At 60.4% G+C, this 1671-nt stretch carries 1 protein-coding gene; it reads left to right on the top strand.

The window, feature by feature from the left end; all coding sequences use genetic code 11:
* The first annotated feature begins 137 nt into the window (after positions 1–137).
* Positions 138–1268: an IS110 family RNA-guided transposase gene (locus KHO31_RS38935; RefSeq protein WP_211626135.1), complete on the top strand. Its 1131-nt coding sequence runs from the start codon at positions 138–140 to the stop codon at positions 1266–1268.
* The last annotated feature ends 403 nt before the right edge of the window (positions 1269–1671 follow it).

The raw sequence follows: 1671 nt of genomic DNA, 5'->3' as shown, positions 1-1671 counted from the left end.
GAGCGGTTTAGGCAGTATGACTTTCCGTGAGTCAGTGGCTGGCCCGCCACGAGGAATCAGACGCGGGTTAGCATTACTGCCAGAGCCGCATGGTGTGCACAGGGGCACACCCGGCGATTTCCAGCGCGGAGGCCAGCATGGAAAACGATAGCACGGTGTACGTCGGTCTGGACGTTCACAAGGAGTCGATCACGGTGGCGTACGCGGTCGGCATGGGCGACGTGGAACTGCTGGGCAAGACCGGCACCATGAAAGCTGATATCGATCGCCTGTGCAAGCGTCTTCAGTCGAAAGCGCGACACGTACACGTTGTCTATGAGGCCGGACCGTCGGGATATGGACTTTACCGGGAACTCATCCACAAAGGATTCGACTGCATGGTGTGCGCGCCATCGCTGATTCCGAAGAAGCCAGGTGAGCGCGTCAAGACAGACCGTCGTGATGCGCTCAAACTGGTGCGCTCACTGCGCGCCGGTGACCTGTCAGCGGTGCACGTACCGGACGTCGACGATGAGGCGTTCCGCGATCTGGCCCGTGCCTGGGCAGCGGCCAAAGCGGATCACCGGCAGGCGCGCCAGCGGCTCAAGTCCTTTCTGCTCGCACACGGCGTCCGCTATACAGGTAATGCCAACTGGGGACCCGCGCACCGTCGATGGGTGAGCACATTTGCGTTCCCAAACCACTGGCAACAACTGGCCTTCGACGAGTGCCGTCGCACGATTGAAGACAGACTCGCGCAATGTGACCGCCTCGAAGCAGCGCTGCGTGAGGCCGTCGTCCACTGGCGATTCTATCCGGCCGTACTGGGCCTGCAGACCATGCGCGGTGTGCAGTTCATCACCGCCGTCGGTATGCTCTCCGAGTTGGGGGACCTCTCACGCTTCGAACACCCGCGCCAGCTGATGGCCTGGTTGGGCGTGACGCCATCAGAACACTCTTCGGGCGACCGCCGCCGACAGGGCAGCATCACGAAGAACGGCAACAGCTATGCAAGAAAGCTACTCGTCGAGGCGGCCTGGAGCTACCGTTACCCCGCACGCGTGAGTCCTGACATCCAGCGACGGCATGAAGGTATCCCCAAGCCCATCATCGACCGTGCCTGGGACGCACAGGTTCGACTGTGCCGCCGATATCGCAAGCTGGCCGCACGCGGCAAGAACGTGAATATCGCTGTTGTCGCCGTCGCTCGCGAGCTCGCGGGATTCATCTGGGACATCAGCCGACTGGCCATGTCGCTTGCCGTACCACGCCACCCACAGGCATCGTAGTCGTGAGCCCTGCTAGTGACTGACAAATAGCAAACTGAAGGAGTTTCCTGAAGGCGGCGTAGCCCGGCACCCGAGTAACCCGCGACCGGACTATGCAACGGATGTCATCCGATTTGCGGCTTTAGATAGCGGCAGGCTCATGGGGCGGACCTCTGTAATGCGGTAACCAACCCGCGGATATCAGTGCGATCCACCGTCGAGACTTACTGCTACGCCGCCCTCAGGAAATTCTCGCGCCTATGGAACGAAAGCGACGAAAACCGATCCCGATTGACACGGAAAGTCATATCAGTGCGATCCACCGTCGAGACTTACTGCTACGCCGCCCTCAGGAAATTCTCGCGCCTATGGAACGAAAGCGACGAAAACCGATCCCGATTGACACGGAAAGTCATATCAGTCC

It is taken from the genome of Paraburkholderia domus (assembly GCF_905220705.1).
Classification (GTDB): domain Bacteria; phylum Pseudomonadota; class Gammaproteobacteria; order Burkholderiales; family Burkholderiaceae; genus Paraburkholderia; species Paraburkholderia domus.
Note: the sequence above shows the minus strand (reverse complement) of the source record. Positions and strands in the feature narration are given on the sequence as shown.